Origin of the sequence: Cricetibacter osteomyelitidis, from assembly GCF_004340985.1 — a bacterium.
GTDB lineage: Bacteria > Pseudomonadota > Gammaproteobacteria > Enterobacterales > Pasteurellaceae > Cricetibacter > Cricetibacter osteomyelitidis.
This window is the reverse complement of record NZ_SLYB01000017.1, coordinates 16,758-34,680: the sequence shown is the minus strand read 5'-3', so window position 1 is coordinate 34,680 and position 17,923 is coordinate 16,758. Positions and strand designations below refer to the sequence as shown.

The window sequence follows — 17,923 nt, the reverse complement described above, 5'->3', positions numbered from 1 at the left end:
ATTACTCTATAATTTCCACCAACACCGTCGTATCCGCTTTCGCCGGCAATAATTGCCCCACCGAGAATAACGCCACGTTATTGGCTTGTGCCAGGGCTTTAACTTTATCTTCCGCCTCAGGTTTAACGGCAATAAGCAAGCCGCCGGAGGTTTGCGGATCGCATAATACGGCTTTTTGTAAATCAGTGATATTGCCCACTAAATGCCCGTAACTTTCAAAATTACGGCCTGTACCGCCCGGCACGCAGCCTTCCGCTATATAATCCGCTACACCATCTAAAGTTTTAATACCGCTAAAATTAATTTCGGCAGTGAGATTAGAACCTTCGCAGATTTCAATTAAATGACCAAGCAATCCGAACCCGGTCACATCTGTCATTGCGGATACTTCATCCAGTTGAGAGAACTGACTGCCGATTAAATTCATTTGACACATCACGTCACGAGCCAAATTTTTATGTTCCGGTTTGAGTTTGCCTTTTTTCTCTGCCGTAGTCAAAATGCCGATTCCCAACGGTTTGGTTAAATACAGTTTGCAACCCGCTTGGGCGGTGGCGTTACGTTTCACTTTCGCCGTATCAATAACACCCGTTACCGCCAAGCCGAACATCGGTTCCGGTGCATCAATGGAATGACCGCCTGCTAAAGCGATACCCGCTTCCGCACAAGCTGCCCGGCCGCCTTCAGTAATTTGTTGAGCGATAGATGCCGACAAGACTTTGGTCGGAAAGCCCAAAATCGCAACAGCCATAATAGGCTTGCCACCCATAGCGAAAATGTCACTAATGGCATTCGTCGCAGCAATACGACCAAAATCAAAAGGATCATCTACAATCGGCATAAAGAAATCCGTTGTGCTGATGATCGAAATTCCATTCCCCAGATCATACACAGCAGCATCGTCTTTCGTATCGTTACCTACCAACAAATTTGGGTCAACAAACGGCGGCATTTCAGAATGTAAAATTTCCACTAAAACCTTAGGCGATATTTTACAGCCTCAACCCGCACCGTGACTGTATTGTGTCAGCCGTATATCCTTTATTTCGTCCATATATTATCCTGTTAAAAATTTTATTAATTCTAGCACAAAAAGTGCGGTGAGAATTTATAATATTTTTTCTTTTTTATTTTTACGCTAAAATGACACAAAAATAGATCCGATAGATAATGATGAAACATAAACGCCCTACTTTACAAGATATAGCCGATCATCTTGGCATTACTAAAATGACGATTAGTCGCTATTTGAGAAATCCCGCCTCAGTTGCACAACATACCCAACAGCGTATTGCTCAAGCAATCGAACAGTTCGGTTATATTCCCAATCGTGCTCCTGAAATATTGTCCAATGCACGCAGTAAAGCTATTGGTGTTCTTGTGCCTTCACTGACAAACCATGTTTTTGCCGATGTGATAAAAGGAATTGAATTAATTACCGATAAGGCAGGATACCAAACCATGCTGGCTCATAATGGTTATAGTATTGTCAAAGAGGAACAGCGTATCGAATCGCTATTATCATACAATATCGACGGTCTAATTTTATCTGAAAATGAGCATTCTCCCCGTACGCTGAAAATGCTGGAAACCGCCAATATTCCGGTCATTGAAATTATGGATTCGGCACAATGCGGTATTCAGCAAGCTATCGGTTTTGATAACATTGCCGCAGCACAAGCAATGGTTGAAACGATGATTAAACGCGGACATAAAAATATCGTTTATTTTTCCGCCCGAATGGATAAACGCACCCGTTTAAAAATGCAAGGCTATGAAAATGCAATGAAAAAACATCAGTTAAAACCGCATAGCCTAATTACTGAAGAGTCATCGTCATTTACTTTAGGGGCGGCTCAATTACGTCAGACCTTAACGCAATATCCGGATACGGACGGTATTTTCTGTACTAACGATGACTTAGCCATCGGTGCGTTATTTGAGTGTCAGCGTTTAGGCATTGTGATTCCACAGCAAATTGCGATAGCCGGATTCCACGGCCACGATGTAGGGCAATCGTTAACGCCGCAACTTGCCAGTGTGATTACTCCACGCTTGGAAATGGGAAAACGTGCCGCTCAGGAATTATTAGATCGGCTTAATAATATTCCGCAGCAAAGTTCAATTATCGATCTCGGTTATCAAATTCATTTAGGAGAAAGTGTATAAATAAAAAGACACCGCACTTTTGTGCTTATTAGAAACTTAAAGTGAGGTGAAATTTTTATTAAATCAGTGGTTTTAATGCTGTGATACAACGCTCTACAACATCCTCAAAACTGCCGTTAATATCAATAGGGATCACATCGGTTTCATCGGCCTGCGGTACTTCCAAAGTATCAAATTGGCTTTTCAACATTTCGGTTTTCATATAATGCCCTTTACGTTGCTGCATACGTTGCAGCACCAACTCAAAACTGCCGTGTAAAAATAAAAATTTAACCTGTTCATTACCGTCTCGAATCAAATCGCGGTATTTTTTCTTTAATGCCGAACACACGATAATTCCAATTTCACTTTTCTTTTCAAGGCTAAATGCCGCATCACGAATACGCTCAAGCCAAGGTGCACGGTCATCATCATTAAGCGGTTGCCCTTGCCCCATTTTGATAATATTCGCTCTTGGATGTAGATCATCCCCATCAATTAATTTAATCCCCAAACGATGTGCCACTTCTGTTCCAACGGACGTTTTGCCCGTGCTGGACACTCCCATTAAAATAAAACTTTTACCTTGAATTTTTTCCATTGTATAGCCCTCTAATAGTTGTTTTATTCTTTATACCTTAAATTTCCGAGTAATGTTACTGGTAACTTTTAATTCTGTGATCTTAATCATATTATAATTTTATATTTATCCCAATAAAATCGTAATTTAAATAAATTTTGTGAAGTTCATCACAAATTTTAACATTAACCCTTTACTCATTATTGAATAAAAAGTATGTTACGGGTAACTTCAAACAACATCTTGAAAGGTGAATCTAATGGAAACGTTATCTTGTGTCGTAAAAGGAGCAAAAGACGTTGATGTTATTAGTCAACAAATCGAATATTCCGGCAAATCCGACCGCACTTTAGTACAAATCACTCGCGGAGGGATCTGCGGTTCAGACTTACATTACTATCAACACGGCAAAATCGGAAATTTTGAAGTTAAACATCCGATGATTTTAGGTCATGAAGTCATCGGTAAAATAGTTCAGACTACATCGGAAAAATTTATAGTAGGGCAAAAAGTTGCCATTAATCCAGGCAAACCGTGCAATCAATGTAAATATTGCTTAGCCGGTGAAAGTAATCAATGTGAAACTATGCGTTTCTTCGGCAGTGCAATGTATGACCCGCATGTTGATGGAGGATTTACACAATTTAAAGAAGTAGATACTGCACAATGTATCAATTATCCGCAAAATGCTCCTGATGAAGTGATGGTTTTTGCCGAACCTTTAGCCGTCGCTATTCATGCAGTAAAACAAGCCGGAGATGTGCAAGGAAAACGTTTATTTGTTTCAGGTGTAGGTCCTATCGGTTGTTTGGTTGTGGCTGCGGCAAAAGTCTTAGGCGCAAAAGAAATCGTAACGGCTGATTTAAGTCAACGCTGTTTGGATATTGCTACTGAAATGGGGGCAACCAAAGCACTTTTAGCTAATGAAGATTTTTCCGAATATCAGCAACATAAAGGGGAATTTGATATTTCCTTTGAAGTTTCCGGTCATCCGTCTTCTATCGAACGTTGTTTAGCCGTAACCAAAGCAAAAGGCACTATTATCCAAATAGGTATGGGCGGAAATGTGCCTAATTTTCCTGTAATGACCTTAATCGCAAAAGAAATTAACTGGAAAGGTACGTTCCGTTTTGTGGAAGAGTTTAATACTGCCGTGGAATGGCTTGGTAGCGGAAAACTCAATCCACTACCGTTACTTTCTGCTACATTCCCATTCCAAGAATTGGAACAAGCAATGATTACAGCCGGCAATAAAAATGAAATTGCTAAAGTACAACTCACCTTTGGCGAATAAATTATCAATGGAGCGTATTATGAGTGAACTCTTTTCTTTAAATAATAAATTAATTTTAATTACCGGTTCTGCCCGCGGTATCGGGCGATTATTAGCTCAAGGTGTTGCGGAACACGGTGCTACCGTCATTATTAACAGTACGCAACAAGATAAATCTCAAGCTGTTGCGGATGAATTAAACGCTCAAGGTTTTAAAGCTCATGCGGTTGCCTTTGATGTGACTGATTCAAGTGCGGTGCAAAAATCCATTGATTTTATTGAACACAATATCGGTGCTATTGATGTATTGATCAACAATGCCGGCATTCAACGTCGCTATCCATTCTGTGAATTTCCGGAAAAAGATTATGATGACATCATGAATATTAACCAAAAAGGTGTTTTCCTTGTATCTCAAGCTGTTGCCCGTTATATGATTACGAGAAAACAAGGAAAAATCATTAATATCGGTTCTGTGCAAAGTGAATTGGGACGAGACACTATCACACCTTATGCAGCTTCAAAAGGCGCGGTAAAAATGTTCACTCGAGGAATGTGTGTAGAGCTCGCCCGCTACAATATTCAAGTAAACGGCATTGCCCCGGGTTATTTTGCGACGGAATTAACAAAGGCATTAGTGGACAATAAAGAATTTAGCGATTGGCTATGTAAACGTACACCGGCTGCTCGTTGGGGCAAACCGGAAGAATTAATTGGTGCAGCTGTATTTTTATCCTCAAAAGCATCTGATTTTGTGAATGGTCATCTACTATTCGTTGATGGCGGAATGGTAGCTGCCGTATAAAAATTTAGTCTAGGAGATTTTATTATGCTAATTGTTATTATGATCGCATCAATTCTATTGTTGCTTCTCTTAATTATGAAATTTAAGGTGCATGCTTTTGTCGCTTTAATTATTGTCAGCTTACTCACGGCACTGGCGACCGGTATTCCCGTCGAAAAAATCTTGCCGACATTACTTGGCGGCTTCGGTAATACCCTTGCTGCCGTTGCCTTGCTCGTTGGTTTAGGTGCTATGATCGGTCGTTTGCTAGAAGTGACCGGTGGTGCAAAAGTACTGGCGGATACACTCATTAATAAATTTGGTGAAGCTAAAGCACCGCTGGCATTAGGGGTTGCCTCATTATTATTCGGTTTTCCGATTTTCTTTGATGCGGGTCTCGTGGTAATGCTACCGATTATTTTCAGCGTTGCAAAACAATTTGGCGGTTCAGTAATCCGTTATGCATTTCCGGCAGCCGGTTCATTTGCCGTTATGCACGCTTTTTCCGTACCGCATCCCGGTCCGGTTGCAGCAGGTGATTTACTGGGCGCGAACATAGGGCTATTAACTGTTGTCGGTATTGCTTGTGCTATCCCGACTTGGTATATTTCCTGCTATTTGTTCGGCACATTTTTAGGTAAAAAAATTCATTTGGATTTGCCTAAAGCCTTTCTGAATGCGACTGCAATCAGTGAAACGGTAAATCTAAATCCGCCAAGTTTCAAAAAAGTACTTACTATCTTATTACTTCCACTAGTACTTATTTTGCTGGATACAGGTTTAAATACTTTGAGTGTTGCGGGTATTATTGATGGTAAACAAATGTGGGTAGAATCCTTACGCTTATTAGGGAAAACGCCTATCGCATTGTTAATCACATTAATCGTCTCAATTATTCTGTTAAAAGATCAACGCAGCTATGAACAAATTGAAAAAATCTGTGATAATTCACTCGGTCCAATTTGTGCAATCGTGTTAGTAACCGGCGCCGGCGGTATGTTTGGTGGCGTATTACGTGCAAGCGGTATCGGTGATGTTCTAGCCGGTATGCTCGCAGATACAGGAATGCCTATCATCGTGGCAGCCTTTATTATCTCAATGGCGTTACGTATCGCTCAGGGCTCTGCTACTGTTGCATTAACAACTACATCAGCGTTGATTTCACCAACTGTCGCAGTGGCAACAGATTTAACGCAATTTGATTTATCTTTCATTGTGATTGCTATTGCCGCCGGTTCTACCGCATTTTCACATGTAAACGATTCAGGTTTCTGGTTAGTGAGCCGGTTCTTAGAAATGGACACCAAAACCACATTAAAAACATGGACTGTGCAAGAAACTATCATTGGTATAGTTGGATTTGGTATCGCCTGCCTCGGTAGTGTATTACTCTAATTCAAAATAACCTGAAAAAATCCGTCTTTAAAACAGGCGGATTTTTTACCGCACTTTGCTTGCATTTATCTCAATTGAACCCTATATTCTCATTATCATTCTTTAATTCACTGAGAAAATTATGCAAAATATTATCGAAATCACAGAACAAAACCTTAACGAAGTGTTGCAGATGTCGCAGCAATCCCCTCTTGTCATGACGTTTTATGCACCAAGTCACGAAACTTCTGCAAAATTCACCGCACTTTTACAACAAATCGCCGAACAATCCCAAGGTCAGTTTGTGCTGGCAAAAGTGGATTGCGAAACCCAGCAAATGATCGCGGCACAATTCCAAATCCGAGCATTGCCAAGCACGTATTTATTTAAAGAAGGGCAAGCGTTAGATGCTTTCCAAGGTTCATTGCCGGAAGCGGAATTAAAACAACGTTTATCGCTGATTTTGCCGAAAGAAGAAGAAATCAAATTTAATTTAGCATTGGATTTTTTAGCTGCGGAAAACTATGCGGAAGCCTTGCCATTACTGAAAGAGGCGTGGGAATTATCCGATAAGAAAAACAGCGATATTGCTCTGCTTTATGCGGAAACCTATATTGCGATGAAAAAAACCGAACCGGCACAAGCCATTTTGGATCAAATTCCTATTCAAGATCGCGACAGCCGTTGGCAAGGCTTGACGGCACAAATCGACCTATTGCGCAAAGCCGCCGATACACCGGAAATTCAGCAATTACAAGCGGATTTCGCCAAACATCCGACCAACGAAATTGCGTTAAAGCTGTCAATTCAACTGCATCAAGCCAACCGCAATGAAGAAGCGTTGGAATTGCTGCTCGGCATTTTACGCCAAGATCTTAGTACGGAAAACGGCGAAGTAAAAAAACAATTTTTAGCGATTTTAGCGGCAATCGGCACCGACCCGCTGGCAAATAAATACCGCCGATTAATGTATTCTCTATTGTATTGATTAGTAGCTTAAATAATACTCACTCTTTATAATAAACCTAATTTTAATTTATTAAGGACAACCATTATGAGCGAATTTAAACACAGCAAACTATTAATTTTAGGTTCCGGCCCGGCGGGTTATACGGCGGCAATTTATGCGGCTCGTGCCAATTTAAAACCGGTATTGGTCACTGGAATGCAGCAAGGCGGCCAGTTGACTACCACCGATGAAATCGAAAACTGGCCGGGAGCCTTTGAACACACCACCGGCACGGGATTAATGCAGAATATGTTACAACACGCAGAAAAATTTGAAGCGGAAATCGTGTTCGATCATATCAATAAAGTGGATCTGTCCGGTCGCCCGTTTAAATTATACGGTGACGTACAAAATTTCAGCTGTGATGCCTTAATTATTGCCACCGGTGCTTCTGCCCGTTATTTAGGTTTAGAGTCAGAAGAAAATTACAAAGGCCGTGGCGTATCCGCTTGTGCAACTTGTGACGGTTTTTTCTATCGTAATAAACCTGTTGCCGTAGTAGGCGGCGGCAATACGGCGGTGGAAGAAGCACTCTATTTAGCCAATATTGCCAGCGAAGTGCATTTAATTCACCGCCGTGACAGCTTCCGTGCAGAAAAAATCCTACTTGATCGTCTGCAAAAACGTGTGGAAGAAGGCAAAATCATTCTACATACCGACCGCACTTTAGATGAAGTATTGGGCGATAATATGGGTGTGACCGGCGTACGTTTGAAAAACACCAAATCCGATGCCACCGAAGAAGTGAAATTAGACGGTTTATTTATCGCCATCGGTCACGCACCGAATACAGAAATTTTCGCTGATCAGCTGGAATTAAATAACGGCTATATCATGGTGAAATCAGGTTTGGAAGGCAACGCCACAGCCACTTCGGTAGAAGGCGTATTTGCAGCCGGAGATGTGATGGATCACAATTACCGCCAAGCCATCACCTCTGCGGGAACAGGCTGTATGGCGGCACTGGATGCAGAACGTTTCCTGGATGCTCAAGAATAGTATTTTAATATACATATAAAAATACGGTCGGTTTTGTAAAAAATCGGTCGTTTTTTCTACCTATTTTTATTTATATTCACTACAAAAGCTGAAAATATCCCGCACTTCCCGTATAATCTACACATTTTTAATAAATGATACCCAATTATGGATAAAACGCGTCAACGATATCTACAAAAATGGCTTCGAGCACAGCAGAAGCCGGTGAAAAAATTACTCAATCTCAATATTTTACTGACTACCCTATCATCGGTTATTTTGGTAGGGCAAACTTGGTTATTGGCTTGGGTATTGCATAGTTTGATTATGCTGAACACAAAACCCACCGAATTGTTACCGCACTTTGGCGGTTTATTATTAGGCTTTGCTTTGCGTGGTGTGATTTTATGGTGGCGGGAAAAAATCGGCTTTAAATGCGGGCAACAATTACGCAATATTATCCGCCAACAAATTTTAAACAAAATTCATCAAGTGGGTCCTGCCACGATTGCCAATAAACCCGCTGGCAGTTGGGCGACAATTATGTTGGAACAGGTAGAAAATCTGCATAATTTTTATGCCCGTTATTTGCCGCAACAAATGTTGTCCCTTATTGTGCCGATAGTGATTTTAATAGCCGTGTTTCCGCTCAACTGGGCGGCGGGAGCGATTTTGCTCGGCACCGCTCCCCTTGTACCGATTTTTATGATTTTAGTAGGCATTGCGGCGGCGGACAGTAGTCAGAAAAATATGGCAACACTCGCTAAACTGGGCGGTCAGTTTTTAGATCGTTTGCGAGGTTTAGAAACTTTACGCCTTTTCAACTGCACGTTGAAACAAACACAACATATTGAAAAATCAACGGAAGATTTTCGTATCAGTACAATGGATGTGTTGAAAATGGCCTTTTTGTCATCTGCCGTATTAGAGTTTTTTACTTCTATTTCGATTGCGGTGATGGCGGTCTATTTCGGGTTCAGCTATTTAGGACAAATCGAATTCGGTACCTACGGCACAGGGATCACCTTATTTGTCGGTTTTTTCTGCTTAATTCTGGCACCGGAATTTTATCAGCCCTTACGGGATTTAGGCACTTACTATCACGACCGCGCAGCAGCAATCGGAGCGGCAGATGCTATTGTGGATTTCTTAGAACAACCGACGACCACGACCATCCAATCAGCACAATCTGAAGGGTTTACAACCAATACAACGGAAAATATAACCGAAAGTGCGGTAGAAATTACGGCAGAAAATCTTATCATACTTTCACCGCAAGGGGACAAGCTCAGCCAACCGCTTAACTTCCGCTTGGTTCCGCAATCACATACCGCATTAGTGGGACAAAGCGGTGCGGGCAAAACATCCTTGATGAATGTGTTATTAGGCTTTTTACCATATGAAGGTTCTTTGAAAATCAATGGAATGGAATTAAACCACCTGGACATCACACAATGGCGGCAACAAATCGCTTGGGTAGGACAAAATCCATTGTTACTACAAGGCACGATCAAAGAAAACCTGTTATTAGGGGAAATTCAAGCCACTGATGCCGAAATTGACGAAGCCCTTCGCTTGGCATTGGCAAAAGAATTTACCGATAAACTCGGCTTAAATCGCGAAATCAAAGACGGCGGTATAGGGGTGTCTGTTGGACAGGCTCAACGTTTAGCCATTGCCCGAGCATTGTTGCGTCAAGGCAAATTATTGCTGTTAGACGAACCGACGGCAAGCCTGGATGCACAATCGGAAAACCAAGTGCTGCAAGCCTTGCATAATATCAGCCGTAATCAAACCAGCCTAATGATCACACACCGCATTGAAGATCTGAAATCTTGCGATCAAATTTTAGCCATGAAACAAGGTCGGATCGTGCAACAAGGTACATTCAGCGATTTACAGCAAAAAGGCTTCTTTGCAGAGTTATTGGCAGAGCGAAATCAGGATATTAAATAATGAAATCACTACTTCCTTTTTTACATTTATTTAAGCACGCCAAATTCACCCTGTTTTTAGGGTTAGTGTTAATGATCAGCGGGCTGGCAGCCAGCATAGGCTTGCTTACTTTGTCCGGCTGGTTCTTATCCGCCACGGCAATTGCGGGAGCGGGGACCTTATTTAACTTTTTCTACCCGTCCGCCGGAGTTCGCGGCTTGGCTATTGCCCGCACTGTCGCTCGTTATTTTGAAAAATATGTCACCCACGATGCTACTTTCCGTGTGTTGGCAAAATTGCGAGTGCAGGTATTCAGTAAAATTATTCCGCTGAGTCCTGCCGTGTTAAATCGCTATCGCAACAGCGATTTATTAAACCGTATAGTGGCCGACGTGGATACCCTCGACAGCCTGTATTTACGCTTGGTTGCTCCGTTTATCAGTGCCATTACGGTGATCTTATTTATCACAATAGGTTTAAGTTTTGTGCATTTACCGACGGCGTTATTTATGGGCGTAACCCTAACTTTATTGCTGTGCATTATTCCCACAATATTTTATAAATTGGGAACAAAATTCGGGGTGAGTTTAACCCAATCCCGAGCTCTTTACCGCGAGCAATTTGTGGAATTTATTCAAGCTCAAGCGGAATTATTGCTGTTTAATGCGGAAGATTTAGTGAAACATCGCTTAAATCAAACGGAACGTCAATGGCAGCAATATCAACAACAAGAAGCCGATTTATCAGGATTATCCACCGCACTTATGCTGTTTTGCAACGGCATTATGGTGGTTGCCGTATTATGGCTGGCGGCCAATGCGGATTTAGGCGAAGGCTTATATAAAGCGGCATTTGTGGGATTATTAACCTTCACTGCGTTGGCATCTTTTGAGATTCTGATGCCTTTAGGTGCTGCATTTTTGCATATCGGACAAGTGATCGCATCGGCGGATCGTGTCAGTGAAATTATCGAACAACAGCCTTTAGTGCAATTTAACGGTACGGCGGAATTTACCCAAAATACAGAAAATCTGATTCAAATCCGAAATATCACGTTCAGCTATCCGCAACGCTCTGAAATTGCCCTAAACGCCCTAAATTTAACCATAAAGTGCGGTGAAAAAGTGGCGATTTTAGGCAAAACCGGCAGCGGTAAATCCACTTTAATTCAATTATTGGTGCGTAATTATGATCCGCAACAAGGTCAGATTCTATTAGCCGATAAACCGTTGCAACATTACAGCGAAACCGCACTTCGCAGTCAAATTTGTCTGCTCACCCAGCGGGTACACGTTTTCAGCGATACGTTGCGTAATAATCTGTTATTAGTGAATAAGGATCTTGACGATACCACAATGCTTGATGTGCTTAATCAAGTGGGATTAAGCAAACTGACGGAGCAAGAGCAAGGTCTGGATTTATGGCTTGGTGATGGCGGTCGTCCGCTTTCCGGTGGTGAACAACGCCGTTTGGGGCTGGCTCGTATTTTATTAAGCAACACCCCGATTCTGCTGCTCGATGAACCCACAGAAGGTTTGGATCGCGAAACGGAACGTCGTATTTTACAGTTGATTTTACAAAAAGCAGAAAATCGCACCTTGATTATGGTCACTCACCGTTTAACCGCATTGGAACAGTTTGATAAACTTTGCATAATTGATAATGCCGAATTAATCGAACAAGGTGATTATCAAGCCTTAATCAATCAAGAAAACGGCTATTTCAGAAAGCTGGCGGAGAGAGTTTAACTGAAAAGTTGGGTGGAAACCCACCCAGCTTGATCTCGGCACACGGAATTTCTGACGCTGGCTGCTTTCTTCCGAACCTGACCTGATACACCAGACACCATTGCGAGGAACCAAATGGGTTTCCATAGAATAACCGCGAATTGCGATTAGGCGTGCATTATGCAATAACTCGCCGTTGATTGCAAACATATTTTTTTATCTTTTTTGCAACTAATCTCTAATATACTTGTCTTAAACAAGCCTTTGTGCAATAAATTTTTAAAATTTTAACCGCACTTTTTTATTTTATTCATTTCGAGAAGGAAAGACTATGGCAGTTGAACAAGCTCAAGAAGTTGTAGAACAAATTGATGTTCAAGAACAAGCATCCAAAATGATCGACACCGTCACATCAATGGATATGAATACGCTATTAAATGATTGGCTGATTCCATACGGCGGCAAAATTCTTATTGCTGTCGCCATTTATATTATTGGTAAAGGATTAGCTCGTTTTATCAGTAAATTACTGGGTAAAGCCGTATTAGTATCCAGCAAAGATGAAATGTTGCAAAGTTTCGTTTCATCCATCAGCTATTTTTTAATACTGCTAATCGTAATCATCGCCGCATTATCTCAATTAGGCATTAACACCAGTTCATTGGTTGCACTAATTGGTGCTGCGGGTTTGGCAATCGGTCTGGCATTGCAAAACTCCTTACAGAACTTTGCATCTGGCGTGATGTTACTAATTTTCAAACCATTCCGCAAAGGTGATTTCATTGAAACAAGCGGCATGATGGGAACCGTGAAACAAATGGGTTTATTAGTATTAGAATTGCGTACCGGTGATAATAAAACCGTTTTAATTCCAAACGGCAAAGTTTTCTCCGACAGCATCGTGAACTACTCGAATAACGAAACTCGTCGTATCGACTTTATTTTCGATATCAGCTATGAGTCCGATATTGCCAAAGCCAAAGAAATTGTGGCCCGTTTATTAAAAGCCGATGCCCGCGTGTTGCAAAATCCTAAACCGACTATCGCAGTAGGTGCGTTAGCGGCAAACAGCGTGCAATTATTTGTGCGACCATGGGTAGGCACCGGCGATTACTGGGGCGTGCATTTTGATATCACTGAAAAAGTAAAATTAGAATTTGATCAAGCAGGAATTTCAATTCCTTACAATCAACTATCGCTCCATCTTCCGGAAGGTAATGAAATTTCAATTAGTAAATAATTTTCTGAAAAAGCGACCGCATTAAATGCGGTCGTTGTTTTTGTCTATTACACCTAAATTTTACGTTTTAAAAATGACACAAGCATTCTCCGTAAAGTGTTGTATTTTGTGTTTCTGTTATTTTATCCCTAATAATTTATCTGCGTGTTTAGCTGCCTTTCTACGTTCTAATTCATCTTTAGTTGATATTGGCACACATATTTTTCCTACTGGGTTAAATGCTGTTCCAAGGGATTTTGCAAAAACAACCGCATTAGGAATAGTAAAGATAAATATGCAATTTAAAATAACTACTATCAAGCCACCGAGAAAACTAATCCAACCATAAAATATGACATAAAAAATCATTACTATCATTGAATAAGCCTGCCATATAGCATTTTGTTTTACGTCCATAGCATTTTTACTTATCATTGATGTTGTGAATGGGAATAAGCAAAATTTTGAGTATTGAATTAGCCCAAGCCCAATTGGCGCAGTAATCACTAAAGAGGTTAAAATTATCCCCATGATAAAATTGCCTAATGCAAGTAAAAATCCACCCGCAAAAAACCAAATAACATTACCTACAATTCTCAATCCTGACATAAAATTTCTCCTTTATTTAAGTAATTCAAAAGTATCAAAAATAACCCGTAAATATTGTCCTTCTTTTAGAAACATACGTTGAATTAGTAAAAATTTCGTGAGCAATCACATTTTCTATTATCCTGTTAGGTACTTTCAGGACAAAAACTGTGCCTGTTTTATCGTTAGATGTTGTCGTAATTTTATACTCACCGGCTGGAATGTCAACGCCGACTTTATAAGTACCACTATCATATACCTTATTCGTATCTTTTTTTAATTTTTCTCTTGATTCTGAGATTACTTCTTCTTGAAACAAATTTTCAATATTAATAACGTCAACGTATTTTACTTCTGCAACTTGTTTACCATTATCAAAAGCCAAGACACCTTGATTAATCCTTTCTCCATTTTAAGCATAACGGACAAGGTGGTCTTTAGAGACGAGCATTTCGAAACTAAGCATTTCAAGCTCGTATTGAAGTGTATGGGGATTTTTGACATAGGCATATCCTTTGTTGATACGCCTATTAGCTCCGGGTAATCGCTTTTTGTCTAGAGATTTGTCAGCAGTCTGAGGTTGCCAAAGCAGCCTTTATTTTTTTGCAAAATTTCTTATTTTTTTACCGCACTTTTATTTTGTCACGGCGTTCTCAATTTCCGCCGCCATCATTTCCGTGCCTTCTAAACCGCCGAATGCTAAATACCAGTTAGCCGGTTGCAAATACACAATATTGCCGTTTTTCGCCGCTTTGGTTTGATTGATGATTTCATTATTTAATACTTTTTGTGCATTACCCGCTTTTTCGGTTATCGCCGATGTGCGATCAACCACTAATAAATAATCCGGATTTTGCTCTAACACATATTCAAAACCCACTTTCATACCGTGAGTCGATGATTTGATATTTTTATCCACCGGTGTAAAACCAAATTTTTGATAAACCAAGCTATAACGGGAAGTATCACCATAAGCACTGATATTGCTTTCATTGACTAAAATTACCAATGCGGTTTTATCTTTGGTGAGTTTTTGCAACTCAGTTACTTTATCGTTTAATGCGGCTAATTTTGATTGTGCTTCCGCTTCTTTATTGAAAATTTGCCCCAAAGCCGTCACATTTTGCTCAATGCCCTGATAGAAATTATTGTAATCATTTTGCACAATAAAGACCGGTGCAATTTCTTTTAAACGATCAAATACTTTCAGCTGACGTGAGCCTGCTACGATCAAATCCGGTGCTAATTCATTGATTTTCTCAAAAGACGGCTCCGGCATTGTGCCTACGTTGGTATATTTCGCATCATTAAATTCTTGCAAATATTGCGGAGTATAAATGCCGTTGGTGATACCGACAATTTTATCTTTTTCACCTAAAGCACGAATCGTATCCGCCGCAGCTAAATCCAGCACCACCACTTTTTGCGGGTTTTGCGGTACAACTTGCTCACCTGCAGCATTTTTCACTGTAATATCTGTGGCAATCGCCGTAGTCACACTAAGTAAACCGCATAAGGCAACGGCTAAAGCGGATAATATTTTTTTCATAATAATGTCCTTTTTGAGTTGATGGTTAAAATTAAATTAACGGAAATAAACTGCGATACGCTGCTGATTAATTTCCTGAATCGGGATTTGCATATCATAAATCTCTGCCAGCACGTCGGTCTGCATAATGTCATTCACCGTGCCTTGCTGCACCAGTTTGCCGTCTTTCATAGCAATAATATAATCGGAATAGCAGGAGGCAAAATTAATATCGTGGATCACAATGACCACGGTTTTATTCAGTTCCGAGACTAATTTTCGCAACACCTGCATAATCTGCACGGAATGTTTCATATCCAGATTATTCAGTGGTTCATCGAGCAAAATATAATCCGTATCCTGTGCCAAGGTCATTGCGATATAAGCTCGTTGCCGCTGACCACCGCTCAGTTGGGTGATATATTGATGGCGGTATTCCTCTAAATTCATATAGGCAATGGCATTATCAATAAAAGTGCGGTCGTTTTTGGTTAAATTTCCTTTGGAATAAGGAAAACGGCCGAAAGCTACTAATTCTTCCACAGTCAAACGCAGATTGATATGATTGGATTGCTTTAAGATCGCTAATTTTTTGGCAATTTCCTCGCTTTTCTGTGTGTTTAAATTGCGATCATGAAGAAACACATCGCCACTGTCCGCAGCTAATAAACGACTGATAATGCTCAACACAGTACTTTTGCCTGCTCCGTTCGGACCGATAAAAGACGTAATTTTGCCCGTCGGGATCTGCACGGACACATTATCCACGACCTTTTTTTTGCCGTAACTTTTATTAATATTTTTAATCTCTATTGCCATTTTTTATTTGCTCTTAACAGTAAATAGATAAAATACACACCGCCCGCAAAGTTTACGATAATGCCTAATGTGGTGTTGAACGTAAATACCTGCGACACCAACAATTGTCCGAATACTAAAGTAATAATACTAATCAGCATTGCCGCCGGAATTAGCATTTTATGCCGATAAGTGCGGATATATTCAAAGGTGACATTCATAACCAATAATCCAAGGAAGGTCAACGGTCCCACAAGTGCGGTGGAAATAGACGTTAAAATCGCCACTAAAATAAGTAATTCTCTGGTCATTTTTTGATAAGGTACACCAAGATTAATCGCGAGATCCCGCCCTAATGCCAGCACATCAAAATATTTCCAATAACGCAGAGAATATAGCATTGTTAAAATCAACAACCCCAATGCGAACCATAAAATATTAGTATTAATGCGGTTGAAGCTGGCAAAGCCGATATCTTGCGTGATCTGAAATTCGTTCGGATCAATCAACACTTCCATAAAAGTGGTTAAACTTTGGAAAAACGTACCGAATATAATTCCCACCAATAGTAAAAAGAAAATATTCTGCTCCTCTTTGCGGAACAGAAAATAATATAATCCCAAGGCAAATAACACCATGGCTCCGGTGGAAATCAAAAATAATAAAATCGAATCAATCGTCAGTAACGTAGCAGAACCAAAGGTAAAAATAATCAAGGTTTGGATCAGCAAATATAAAGAATCTAAACCCAGAATACTCGGCGTTAAAATACGATTATTCACTACGGTCTGAAAAATCATCGTCGCCAACGCAATAGCCGCACCGGTCACTACGATAGCGGTTAAACTGAGACTGCGGTGATATAACGCATACTGCCAACGGCTTGGCAGGTTATACATTAAATATAACGCCAAAGACAGCACGGTAAAAACCGCTAAAATAATTAATTGTTGACCGCACTTTTTATTCATATTTCGACCGTTTTAATAATAAATACAAGAAAATCGCACTACCGAATACGCCGACCACCGCATTAATGGAAATTTCATAAGGATAGATCACCGAACGGCCTAAAATATCGCAGAATAGTACGAACACAGCCCCTAAAAGCGCGGTATGAGAAAGCACTTTTTTCAAATTATCGCCTAAATAAAGGGTAACCAAATTCGGAATAATCAAGCCCAAAAACGGAATCACACCTACGGACACAATAATAATAGACGAGACCGTCGCCACAATCGCCAAGCCTAAATACAATACTTGCTTATAATTCAAACCTAAATTTGTGGCAAAGTCTTCTCCCATTCCCACAATGGAAAAACGGTTAGCAAACAAATAAGCTACAATTAAGGCAGGCAAACTTACATAGAGCAATTCATAACGCCCTGCCATCACAAGGGAAAAATCTCCTTGCAACCAACCGGAGAGATTTTGTAATAAGTCCTGTTGATAGGCAATAAACGCCGTAATGGAGCTGATGATATTGCCAAACATAATACCGACCAACGGCACAAAAATAGTATCTTTAAATTTTAGGCGGGAAAGAATAGACATAAACAGCAATGTGCCTATAAAAGACACAACCACCGCAATCACGGTTTTCAGCAACATTGATGCCGTCGGAAATAATAAAATTGCAATTAGAATCCCTAAACGGGCAGAATCCATCGTCCCCGCTGTTGTCGGTGATACAAAACGGTTACGACTCAACTGCTGCATCACCAAACCGCAAATACTCAACGCCGCACCGGCAATGATAATACTAATTAAGCGCGGCAAACGACTAATCAAAAAAATCCGCCATTGTTCCGTATCCAGTGCCAATAAGCCGTCTAAATTTACCGTACTCACACCGATAAAAAGCGACACCACGGAAAAGATCAACAATAATAAAATAAGATAACGCCGTTTGATCATAAAATCCAAATGAGAATAGTTTGCATAATCCCGCAATATTAACATTTTTTGGGGGAAATTCAAGA

General features: G+C 40.5%; 17 protein-coding genes and 1 other RNA gene. 9 read left to right on the top strand and 9 right to left on the bottom strand.

Translation table 11 applies throughout. From position 1 onward, the window contains the following. Window position 1: 1 nt before the first annotated feature. Window positions 2-1,054, bottom strand: coding sequence for a selenide, water dikinase SelD (gene selD, locus EDC44_RS08625; RefSeq protein WP_131977448.1), 1,053 nt, complete (start codon window positions 1,052-1,054; stop codon window positions 2-4). Between the two features lie 116 nt (window positions 1,055-1,170). Between selD and gntR the strand changes: the two genes are divergently transcribed. Next, on the top strand, window positions 1,171-2,169 hold the full coding sequence (gntR, locus tag EDC44_RS08620; protein ID WP_131977445.1) for a gluconate operon transcriptional repressor GntR: 999 nt from the start codon (window positions 1,171-1,173) through the stop codon (window positions 2,167-2,169). Window positions 2,170-2,227: 58 nt separating this feature from the next. Here the strand turns inward: gntR and EDC44_RS08615 are convergent, their stop codons facing one another. Beyond that, window positions 2,228-2,749, bottom strand: coding sequence for a gluconokinase (locus tag EDC44_RS08615; RefSeq protein WP_131977442.1), 522 nt, complete (start codon window positions 2,747-2,749; stop codon window positions 2,228-2,230). A 238-nt stretch (window positions 2,750-2,987) separates the two neighbouring features. Between EDC44_RS08615 and idnD the strand changes: the two genes are divergently transcribed. The 7 genes from idnD (at window position 2,988) to cydC (ending at window position 11,829) form a co-directional block, all read left to right on the top strand. Further along, window positions 2,988-4,022 (top strand): L-idonate 5-dehydrogenase, encoded by a 1,035-nt coding sequence (gene idnD, locus EDC44_RS08610; protein ID WP_165870246.1) that lies wholly within the window; start codon window positions 2,988-2,990, stop codon window positions 4,020-4,022. A 19-nt stretch (window positions 4,023-4,041) separates the two neighbouring features. Next, the gene (idnO, locus tag EDC44_RS08605; RefSeq protein ID WP_131977436.1) at window positions 4,042-4,806 is read left to right on the top strand and encodes a gluconate 5-dehydrogenase; all 765 of its coding nucleotides are present in this window, start codon (window positions 4,042-4,044) and stop codon (window positions 4,804-4,806) included. A 24-nt stretch (window positions 4,807-4,830) separates the two neighbouring features. After that, on the top strand, window positions 4,831-6,180 hold the full coding sequence (locus EDC44_RS08600; RefSeq protein ID WP_131977433.1) for a GntP family permease: 1,350 nt from the start codon (window positions 4,831-4,833) through the stop codon (window positions 6,178-6,180). A gap of 121 nt (window positions 6,181-6,301) precedes the next feature. Next, window positions 6,302-7,147, top strand: coding sequence for a co-chaperone YbbN (locus EDC44_RS08595; RefSeq protein WP_131977430.1), 846 nt, complete (start codon window positions 6,302-6,304; stop codon window positions 7,145-7,147). 66 nt (window positions 7,148-7,213) lie between these two features. Next, window positions 7,214-8,167: a thioredoxin-disulfide reductase gene (gene trxB / locus EDC44_RS08590; RefSeq protein WP_131977427.1), complete on the top strand. Its 954-nt coding sequence runs from the start codon at window positions 7,214-7,216 to the stop codon at window positions 8,165-8,167. Between the two features lie 147 nt (window positions 8,168-8,314). Further along, window positions 8,315-10,102 carry a heme ABC transporter permease/ATP-binding protein CydD gene (cydD, locus tag EDC44_RS08585; protein ID WP_131977424.1) on the top strand — a complete coding sequence of 596 codons (1,788 nt, stop codon included), beginning with the start codon at window positions 8,315-8,317 and terminating at the stop codon, window positions 10,100-10,102. Continuing rightward, window positions 10,102-11,829 (top strand): heme ABC transporter ATP-binding protein/permease CydC, encoded by a 1,728-nt coding sequence (gene cydC, locus EDC44_RS08580; protein WP_131977421.1) that lies wholly within the window; start codon window positions 10,102-10,104, stop codon window positions 11,827-11,829. The genes cydD and cydC overlap by 1 nt, the downstream gene beginning before the upstream one ends. An 18-nt stretch (window positions 11,830-11,847) precedes the next feature. On the opposite strand, the gene ffs is transcribed toward cydC, so the two are convergent. After that, an RNA gene (gene ffs / locus EDC44_RS08575) (signal recognition particle sRNA small type) lies at window positions 11,848-11,946 on the bottom strand. Window positions 11,947-12,139: 193 nt separating this feature from the next. On the opposite strand from ffs, the gene EDC44_RS08570 reads away from it, so the two are divergent. Beyond that, a complete protein-coding gene (locus tag EDC44_RS08570) occupies window positions 12,140-13,048 on the top strand; it encodes a mechanosensitive ion channel family protein (protein ID WP_131977418.1) in 909 nt (302 codons plus the stop codon). A 117-nt stretch (window positions 13,049-13,165) separates the two neighbouring features. Here the strand turns inward: EDC44_RS08570 and EDC44_RS08565 are convergent, their stop codons facing one another. From EDC44_RS08565 to EDC44_RS08540, 6 genes are all read right to left on the bottom strand, one after another. Further along, window positions 13,166-13,636, bottom strand: a complete 471-nt coding sequence (locus tag EDC44_RS08565; protein WP_207896752.1) for a YccF domain-containing protein — start codon at window positions 13,634-13,636, stop codon at window positions 13,166-13,168. A 34-nt stretch (window positions 13,637-13,670) separates the two neighbouring features. Then, a complete protein-coding gene (locus EDC44_RS08560; protein ID WP_131977415.1) occupies window positions 13,671-14,000 on the bottom strand; it encodes a hypothetical protein in 330 nt (109 codons plus the stop codon). A gap of 249 nt (window positions 14,001-14,249) precedes the next feature. Then, window positions 14,250-15,164, bottom strand: a complete 915-nt coding sequence (locus EDC44_RS08555) for a siderophore ABC transporter substrate-binding protein (protein WP_131977412.1) — start codon at window positions 15,162-15,164, stop codon at window positions 14,250-14,252. A 36-nt stretch (window positions 15,165-15,200) separates the two neighbouring features. Continuing rightward, on the bottom strand, window positions 15,201-15,962 hold the full coding sequence (locus EDC44_RS08550) for an iron ABC transporter ATP-binding protein (RefSeq protein WP_131977409.1): 762 nt from the start codon (window positions 15,960-15,962) through the stop codon (window positions 15,201-15,203). Further along, the gene (locus EDC44_RS08545) at window positions 15,953-16,912 is read right to left on the bottom strand and encodes an iron chelate uptake ABC transporter family permease subunit (protein ID WP_131977406.1); all 960 of its coding nucleotides are present in this window, start codon (window positions 16,910-16,912) and stop codon (window positions 15,953-15,955) included. Before EDC44_RS08545 ends, EDC44_RS08550 begins: the two co-directional genes overlap by 10 nt. Beyond that, entirely contained in the window at window positions 16,905-17,858 is a 954-nt protein-coding gene (locus tag EDC44_RS08540) for an ABC transporter permease (protein ID WP_131977403.1), read from the bottom strand. Before EDC44_RS08540 ends, EDC44_RS08545 begins: the two co-directional genes overlap by 8 nt. Window positions 17,859-17,923: the final 65 nt, after the last annotated feature.

Coding starts and splice junctions, on each gene's coding strand:
- cydD (WP_131977424.1), top strand. CDS start 8,315: ATGGATAAAACGCGTCAACGATATCTACAAAAATGGCTTCGAGCACAG.
- EDC44_RS08545 (WP_131977406.1), bottom strand. CDS start 16,912: ATGAATAAAAAGTGCGGTCAACAATTAATTATTTTAGCGGTTTTTACC.
- EDC44_RS08570 (WP_131977418.1), top strand. CDS start 12,140: ATGGCAGTTGAACAAGCTCAAGAAGTTGTAGAACAAATTGATGTTCAA.
- EDC44_RS08550 (WP_131977409.1), bottom strand. CDS start 15,962: ATGGCAATAGAGATTAAAAATATTAATAAAAGTTACGGCAAAAAAAAG.
- EDC44_RS08540 (WP_131977403.1), bottom strand. CDS start 17,858: ATGATCAAACGGCGTTATCTTATTTTATTATTGTTGATCTTTTCCGTG.
- trxB (WP_131977427.1), top strand. CDS start 7,214: ATGAGCGAATTTAAACACAGCAAACTATTAATTTTAGGTTCCGGCCCG.
- idnO (WP_131977436.1), top strand. CDS start 4,042: ATGAGTGAACTCTTTTCTTTAAATAATAAATTAATTTTAATTACCGGT.
- EDC44_RS08600 (WP_131977433.1), top strand. CDS start 4,831: ATGCTAATTGTTATTATGATCGCATCAATTCTATTGTTGCTTCTCTTA.
- EDC44_RS08565 (WP_207896752.1), bottom strand. CDS start 13,636: ATGTCAGGATTGAGAATTGTAGGTAATGTTATTTGGTTTTTTGCGGGT.
- EDC44_RS08595 (WP_131977430.1), top strand. CDS start 6,302: ATGCAAAATATTATCGAAATCACAGAACAAAACCTTAACGAAGTGTTG.
- cydC (WP_131977421.1), top strand. CDS start 10,102: ATGAAATCACTACTTCCTTTTTTACATTTATTTAAGCACGCCAAATTC.
- EDC44_RS08555 (WP_131977412.1), bottom strand. CDS start 15,164: ATGAAAAAAATATTATCCGCTTTAGCCGTTGCCTTATGCGGTTTACTT.
- idnD (WP_165870246.1), top strand. CDS start 2,988: ATGGAAACGTTATCTTGTGTCGTAAAAGGAGCAAAAGACGTTGATGTT.
- gntR (WP_131977445.1), top strand. CDS start 1,171: ATGATGAAACATAAACGCCCTACTTTACAAGATATAGCCGATCATCTT.
- EDC44_RS08615 (WP_131977442.1), bottom strand. CDS start 2,749: ATGGAAAAAATTCAAGGTAAAAGTTTTATTTTAATGGGAGTGTCCAGC.